The following is a 6,602-nucleotide window of genomic DNA, read 5'->3' as shown; positions in this document are numbered from 1 at the left end:
GGCTGACGGAGAGGACGGATCGGCCATGGAATGTGAGGGCTTAGCCTATTTCGGTAAGCAAGGCGTTAGGCATCAACATTCCTCCCCGGCACGGGGAGGGGGACCGCCGCGAAGCGGTGGTGGAGGGGGATCACCGCAAGGGGCGTCCCATGTCGAAATCCCCCTCCGTCAGGCCTTCGGCCTGCCACCTCCCCGTGCCGGGGAGGATGAAGCGCTACTCCGCCTCCCCCGCCAAAATCGCCCGAATCTCCTCCTCGCTGATCCCGAACGCGCCCGCCAATCCGCCCAGCGACGCACCGCGCTTGGCGAGTTCGCGAATCCGCCCTTCGTCGACCAGCGTCGCATAGCCGCGCGTGTCGCGTTGTTCGCGCACCACGTCCTTGCGGCCCGACGTCCGGTGGCGCTTGGCGGCGGCTGCGTGGGGGTTCTTGGCGGCGGCGGCCATCTCGGTCTCGCGGCGGGCGGTGCGTTCGGCCTCGCGCGCGGCGATGTCGCGCTCGCGATTCGCCGCGCGGGCCTCCAGCCGACTGGCCATCAGCGTTTCGCGCTCGCTGGCCCGCGCCTCGCGCGCCTTCGCCCGCGCGGCGGCGCGTTCTTCCAGACTGTCATTGGTACGGATGCGCAAACCGCCTTTGGCGGGCGTCACGCCCCAGCTGTCATCGACCAATTCCGGCTCCCTCCCGATACGAGGCGGTCGTCTATAGCGGCGGGGTCATGCGCGACCAGAGGGATTGATCGTGGAGGCGAGGCAACCGGTGGACAATCCGCTGGTTATTGATCCAGACTAGAAAAATGGGAGGATGCGATGAACCCGATGCTCGACCCCGACCTGATCGAATATATGGACGACCAGACCCTGCTAGCCGCCTTTACCCTGGCCACGGGCGCGGGCGACCGCGAGGACATCGCCGCGATCGGCGCCGAGATGGCCCGCCGCCATCTGGCACCGCCCGCGCCGCTTTCCGGTCTGACGGGCCGGGGCGGGATCAGGTCTACACCCTTGACCGTCTGATCGCCTTTGCAGCCGCTTACCGCCGGATATACCGGAAATACCACACCTCATGCCCCTGGCGCCGCGCCTTGCGTTCGTAGCGGGTTTCGGGCCAGTCGGCGGGGCGGGTCAGGAAGTCGGTCGGCGTGCGCGCCTGCCAGGCAAAGTCTTCCCGCGCGTTCATGATCATCATCGACCAGTGGCAATAGGTCGGATCGTCGGTGCCGAGGCGGAACTCGCCCCCCGATTTCAGCTTGCGCGCGATGGTGTCGAGCGGGCCGTGGTTCATCATCCGCCGCTTGGCGTGGCGCGCCTTGGGCCAGGGATCGGGGTGGAGCAGATACACGCGGTCCAGGCTGGCATCGGGCAGCCGCTCGATCACCTCCAGCGCGTCGCCCATGTGGAGGCGGACATTGGAGAGGTCGCGGTCGCGGATATGGCCCAGCGCGCCGACCACGCCGTTCAGGAACGGCTCGCAGCCGATGAAGCCGGTGCCGGGTGTCGCCTCGGCCTGACCCGCCAGATGCTCGCCCGCGCCGAAGCCGATCTCGACCTGTAGCGGGCGGTCGTCGCCGAACAGCCGCATGGCGTCGAGCGGTCCATCCTCGGGCACGCTGAGGCCGGGCAGCATATCCTCGACCAGCGCGGCCTGGCCCTGGCGCAGCTTGTGGCCCTGTCGCCGACCGTAAAGGCGGCGGATCGTCGTCGGATCGTTCATCGCCGGGCCCTTAGCGCGGGGAGGGAGGGGAGCCAAGGCCGGGCTCGCTCGTTGGCGGGGGACGATGGAACAGAATGAAGGCGCGTCTGGGGGCACGGCGCAAAAGGCGGCCGATGCCAAGGATCTTCACCGGGCCGTGCGCGAGGCGGGGGAGAGTGAACTCGACCGTCCGGCGGGCGCGCTGTTCTGGTCCGGGCTGGCGGCGGGGATCGCGATCCACAGTTCGCTGATCGCCGAGGGGGCGCTCCATGCCGGACTGCCCGATGCGCCGTGGCGCGGACTGGTCGCGTCCTTCGGCTATCCGGTCGGCTTTCTGGTCGTGATCCTGGGGCGGATGCAGTTGTTCACCGAAAGCACCATCACCGCGATGCTGCCGCTGGTGACCAGGCCATCGGGCTGGGCCTTGCGGCGGACGTTGCGGCTTTGGGGGATCGTCCTGCTCGCCAATCTGATCGGCACCGCGCTGGCGGCGGCGATGGTCGCGGGCGGGGCGCTGGGCAATGCCGAGATTCGCGAGGCGATGGTTTCGGTTTCGGCGCGCATCCTGGATCTGGGCGGGTGGGAAACGTTCGTGAACGCGATCCCCGCCGGGTTCCTGATCGCGGTGGTCGCCTGGATATTGCCCAATGGCCGCACCCAGGCCTTCTGGATCATCCTGGCGATCACCTATGTCATCGCCATCGCCGGGTTCAGCCATTCGATCGTCGGCGCGGACGAGACCTTCCTCCTGCTGTTCACCGGACAGGTCACGCTGGAGCGGGCGCTGTTCGGGCTGCTGATGCCTGCGATCCTCGGCAACCTGATCGGCGGGGCGGGGCTGTTCACCCTGCTCGCCCATGGCCAGGTACAAGGCGAAACGCGGGATTAGGGGGATGACATGGAGTTGATCCTAGCCGAGCCCCTCTCCTTCAGGGGATCGCGGCAAAACCCGCCAGACCACCCCGGCGAAGGCCGGGATCCCGTTGGGGGAGGCGTTGGTAAGCCGCTCCCATCGCGACGTCACTGGACCCCGGCCTTCGCCGGGGTGGTGCGTGAAAAGGACCGGACGCTGATCTTTCGCAACGATCCCCTGTAGGGGGGATCAACTCCATATCGATCCGGCTTTAAAAAACGAAAAAGGGGAGCCGGAGCCCCCCTTTTCCTTTTGCCGATGATGATCGGATCAGGCGACGGCGGCCTTGATCCGGTCGACCAGGTCGGTCTTTTCCCAGGTGAACAGCGCGCCTTCCGCCTCGCGGCCGAAGTGACCGTAAGCGGCGGTCTTCGAATAGATCGGCGCGTTGAGCTTGAGATGTTCGCGAATGCCCTTGGGCGTCAGGCGGACCAGCTTGGGCAGTGCGGCCTCCAGCTTGGCTTCCTCGACGGTGCCGGTGCCGTGCAGGTCGACATAGACCGACAGCGGTTCGGCGACGCCGATCGCATAGGAAAGCTGGATGGTGCAGCGCTTGGCCAAGCCCGCCGCGACGACGTTCTTGGCGAGGTAGCGCGCGACATAGGCGGCCGAGCGATCGACCTTGGTCGGGTCCTTGCCGCTGAACGCGCCGCCGCCATGCGGAGCCGCACCACCATAGGTGTCGACGATGATCTTGCGACCGGTCAGGCCGGCATCACCGTCCGGGCCGCCGATTTCGAACAGGCCGGTCGGGTTGACGTAGATCTGCTTGTCGTCGGGCAGCCAGCCCTCGGGCAGGATGTCGGTCAGGACCGACTTCACATAGTCGCGAAGCTTGGCCTGGCCCGCCTCGTTCGACAGTTCGGCGGAATGCTGGGTCGACACGACGATCGCGGTCGCGCCGACGGGCACGCCGTTCTCATAGCGCAGGGTGACCTGGCTCTTGGCGTCGGGCTCCAGGAAGGGTGCCGCGCCGGAGTGGCGGTCGGCGGCCATCTTTTCCAGGATCTTGTGGCTGTAATAGAGGGTGGCGGGCATCAGGCCGGGCGTCTCGTCGGTCGCGTAACCGAACATGATGCCCTGGTCGCCCGCGCCTTCGTCCTTGTTGCCGCTTTCGTCCACGCCCATCGCGATGTGCGCCGACTGAGCGTGCAGGTTGTTCGAGAAGTCGAAGGTCTGCCAGTGGAAGCCGGACTGCTCGTAACCGATGCGCTTGACGGTATCGCGCACGGTCTGCTCGATCTCCTCCAGCGCGCCTTCGGCCCACTGGTCGTTCTCGAACACGCCCTTGCAGCGGATTTCACCCGCCAGCACGACCTTGTTGGTGGTGGTCAGCGTTTCGCACGCGATGCGTGCTTCGGAGTCCTTGGACAGGAACAGGTCGACGATCGCGTCGCTGATCTGGTCGGCGACCTTGTCGGGGTGACCTTCGGAAACCGATTCCGAGGTGAAGATGTACGAGTTCCGCATTCCCGTCCTCATAAGGATATAAAGATAGCTTTATATGCCCTCTAGCGACCGCGACGGCGGATGGCAACGGCGATCGCGGCCAGCGCCATGGCGATGGCCAGCGCCATGATATTGCCGATCCGGGAGAAGAGGGTAGGGGCCAGCGCGACCGGCAACGCCGCCTGCGCCGCGCCAGCGGTGAGGTGAGGCACCTTGGCGATCAACCGGCCATCGGCGGCGATGATCGCGGAGATACCTGTCGGGGTGGCGCGTAGAACCGGAAGCCCTTCCTCGATCGCGCGCATCCGGGCTTGGGCCAGATGCTGTGGCGGTCCCCAGCGGCCGAACCAGGCGTCGTTGGAGGGATTGAAGAGCAGACGCGGGCGATGCGCCTTGTCCACCACCTGGCCCGAGAAAATGATCTCGTAGCAGAGCTGTACCCCGACCGCCCCGAAGCCGGGTACAGGCAGGTCACGCGGGCCGGGGCCGGGGGTGAAGTCCATGTCGCCGGGGACCAGCCGTGCCAGACCCAGCGGCTTGAGCAGCCACGGCATGGGCAGATACTCGCCATAAGGCACGAGATGCGCCTTGTCGTAGCGACCGGTGATCCGCGCTCGCGGGGAGATCGCGAAGACGCTGTTGGTCGCGCTGGTCACGCGCGCCCGATCGGGTGAGAAATACAGCGCGGTGCCGCCGACCAGCGCGGTGTCGCGTGGGCCCAGCACCCCCGCGATCCGGCGGCGGGTCCATTCGGGTGGCGCATAGTTGAATCCGAAATAGGCCCATTCGGGATAGCCGTCCTCGATCATGTCGCGCACCACGCCCTCGGGCCAGACGACGAGGCGCGGGCGCGGGCCGGGCGTGCCCGACAATCGCTCCAGCCGGTCGAGCATCAGGGGGCCGTCGCTCTGGCCGCGCTGGTCCTGCCCGATATTGGGCTGGACGACGCGGACCAGCGGCGCGTCGGGTGCGGGATCGGGCGCGCGGGTGAGGGGGGCGGACAGCGCGGCGATCCCGCAGGCGGGGACCATCACCGCCGCCAGATGCCAGCGTCGCAGCATCGCCAGCCAGATCGCGCCCGCCAGCACCACCGTCAGCCCCGACAGCGCATAGGTGCCGACAAGCGCGCTGACCCGCGCTACGCCGATCACCGGAAGCCAGACGACCGACAGCGGGTCCCAGGCATAGCCGGTGAACAGCCGCGCTCGCAGATATTCGGTGGCGATCCATGCGGCCCCGAAGATCAGCACATAAGCCGCATCGGGGGCGGCATCGCGGCGTTTCCCGCGAAATCGCCATGCCACGCCCGCCGCCGCCATGGGGAAGATCGCCAGATACAGCGCCAGCCCGACCGCCGCGAAATAGCCGAGTACCGGCGGCATCTTGTCCTGAAAGTCGAAGGCGTGCTGGAACCAGTTGTTGTTGACGGTGAAGTGCCCGACGCCGAACGCCCATCCCCGCCACAGCGCGCCCCGGATGTTCGGCGCATCCTGCACGAGCGCCAGCAGGACGATCAGCCCCGCGATGGACAGCGGCCACAGGTCGAGCGGCGCGAAGCCGCAGGCGGCGACGGCCCCGGCGATCAGGGCGATAAGAGCGGGATAGCGGGTCACGGGCGCAGGATATGGCGCGTGGCTGTGACAGGAGCAATGCGGGATGTGCGGCTATGCCCCTGCACCATGCTGCCCATGGTCCCCCTCCCCAAGCTGTGCTTGGGGAGGGGGACCGCCCGGCAAAGCCGGGTGGTGGAGGGGCATAGCCGCGAGAGGTGGAAAAAACCGCCCCCAGACCCTAGCTTCCTTTCATGACCCTACGCCCCTTCCACCTCGCCTTCGCGGTCCACGATCTGGCCGCCGCCCGCCAATTCTACGGCGAAGTTCTGGGCTGCCCCGAAGGCCGATCCAGCGACCACTGGATCGACTTCGACCTGTTCGGCCACCAGATCGTCGCGCATCTCGACCCCGACGCGAAGCCGGTCGCGGTGGAGAATGCGGTCGATGGTCATCAGGTGCCCGTCCCCCATTTTGGCGTGGTCCTCACCATGCCCGACTGGGAAAAGCTGGCCGCGCGGGTGGAGGCGGCGGGCATCGCCTTCGGCATCGCGCCCTATGTTCGCTTCAAGGGGCAGCCCGGCGAGCAGGCGACGATGTTCTTCCGCGACCCCAGCGGCAATGCCCTGGAGTTCAAGGCCTTCGCCGATGATTCGATGTTGTTCGCCACGGAGATGACCGCATGAGCGCGCCCATCTCCCTCGATATCCCGCACCAGCTCGGCAAGGCGGGGGTGCGCGAACGGCTGGACGGCGGCATCGGCAAGATCGGCAAGCTGATCCCCGGCGGCGCCACGGTCGAGCATCGCTGGGACGGCGACACGATGCACTTCACCATCGGCGCGATGGGCCAGTCGATCGGCGCGCAGGCCACCGTCTATGACGACAAGGTTCATGCGGTGGTGAACCTGCCCGCCTTCCTGTCGCTCTTTTCCAGCCAGTTGGAGGCGGTGATCCGGTCGGAGGCGCCGAAGCTGTTGAAGTAAGGGCGCGTCATGCACCC

The 6,602-nt window shown here is 67.3% G+C and carries 8 protein-coding genes; 4 read left to right on the top strand and 4 right to left on the bottom strand.

All coding sequences use genetic code 11. The features are described from left to right. Nucleotides 1–214: 214 nt before the first annotated feature. A complete protein-coding gene (locus SM191_RS16530) occupies nucleotides 215–667 on the bottom strand; it encodes a hypothetical protein (RefSeq protein WP_341507141.1) in 453 nt (150 codons plus the stop codon). Nucleotides 668–805: 138 nt separating this feature from the next. Here SM191_RS16530 and SM191_RS16525 point away from each other — a divergent pair, with 138 nt between their 5' ends. Continuing rightward, a complete protein-coding gene (locus tag SM191_RS16525; RefSeq protein ID WP_341507140.1) occupies nucleotides 806–1,012 on the top strand; it encodes a hypothetical protein in 207 nt (68 codons plus the stop codon). Nucleotides 1,013–1,028: 16 nt separating this feature from the next. Here the strand turns inward: SM191_RS16525 and trmB are convergent, their stop codons facing one another. Continuing rightward, nucleotides 1,029–1,709 (bottom strand): tRNA (guanosine(46)-N7)-methyltransferase TrmB, encoded by a 681-nt coding sequence (trmB, locus tag SM191_RS16520; protein WP_341507139.1) that lies wholly within the window; start codon nucleotides 1,707–1,709, stop codon nucleotides 1,029–1,031. Between the two features lie 64 nt (nucleotides 1,710–1,773). Between trmB and SM191_RS16515 the strand changes: the two genes are divergently transcribed. Continuing rightward, nucleotides 1,774–2,577 (top strand): formate/nitrite transporter family protein, encoded by an 804-nt coding sequence (locus tag SM191_RS16515; protein WP_341507138.1) that lies wholly within the window; start codon nucleotides 1,774–1,776, stop codon nucleotides 2,575–2,577. Between the two features lie 294 nt (nucleotides 2,578–2,871). Here SM191_RS16515 and metK read toward each other — a convergent pair whose 3' ends face one another. Further along, entirely contained in the window at nucleotides 2,872–4,071 is a 1,200-nt protein-coding gene (gene metK, locus SM191_RS16510) for a methionine adenosyltransferase (protein ID WP_306998510.1), read from the bottom strand. Between the two features lie 41 nt (nucleotides 4,072–4,112). After that, nucleotides 4,113–5,663, bottom strand: coding sequence for an apolipoprotein N-acyltransferase (lnt, locus tag SM191_RS16505; RefSeq protein ID WP_341507137.1), 1,551 nt, complete (start codon nucleotides 5,661–5,663; stop codon nucleotides 4,113–4,115). Nucleotides 5,664–5,854: 191 nt separating this feature from the next. Between lnt and SM191_RS16500 the strand changes: the two genes are divergently transcribed. Both SM191_RS16500 and SM191_RS16495 read left to right on the top strand, forming a co-directional pair. Then, nucleotides 5,855–6,286 carry a VOC family protein gene (locus SM191_RS16500; protein WP_341507136.1) on the top strand — a complete coding sequence of 144 codons (432 nt, stop codon included), beginning with the start codon at nucleotides 5,855–5,857 and terminating at the stop codon, nucleotides 6,284–6,286. Then, the gene (locus SM191_RS16495) at nucleotides 6,283–6,585 is read left to right on the top strand and encodes a polyhydroxyalkanoic acid system family protein (protein WP_341507135.1); all 303 of its coding nucleotides are present in this window, start codon (nucleotides 6,283–6,285) and stop codon (nucleotides 6,583–6,585) included. The genes SM191_RS16500 and SM191_RS16495 overlap by 4 nt, the downstream gene beginning before the upstream one ends. Nucleotides 6,586–6,602: the final 17 nt, after the last annotated feature.

Origin of the sequence: Sphingomonas sp. 2378, from assembly GCF_038084995.1 — a bacterium.
Taxonomy (GTDB): Bacteria; Pseudomonadota; Alphaproteobacteria; order Sphingomonadales; family Sphingomonadaceae; genus Sphingomonas.
The sequence above is the reverse complement of the archived record's forward strand: the minus strand, read 5'-3'. Positions and strand labels throughout refer to the sequence as shown.

Excerpts from the sequence above, each read along its gene's own strand:
- SM191_RS16525 (WP_341507140.1), top strand. The coding sequence starts at position 806 with ATGAACCCGATGCTCGACCCCGACCTGATCGAATATATGGACGACCAG.
- trmB (WP_341507139.1), bottom strand. The coding sequence starts at position 1,709 with ATGAACGATCCGACGACGATCCGCCGCCTTTACGGTCGGCGACAGGGC.
- SM191_RS16515 (WP_341507138.1), top strand. The coding sequence starts at position 1,774 with ATGGAACAGAATGAAGGCGCGTCTGGGGGCACGGCGCAAAAGGCGGCC.
- metK (WP_306998510.1), bottom strand. The coding sequence starts at position 4,071 with ATGCGGAACTCGTACATCTTCACCTCGGAATCGGTTTCCGAAGGTCAC.
- SM191_RS16500 (WP_341507136.1), top strand. The coding sequence starts at position 5,855 with ATGACCCTACGCCCCTTCCACCTCGCCTTCGCGGTCCACGATCTGGCC.
- SM191_RS16495 (WP_341507135.1), top strand. The coding sequence starts at position 6,283 with ATGAGCGCGCCCATCTCCCTCGATATCCCGCACCAGCTCGGCAAGGCG.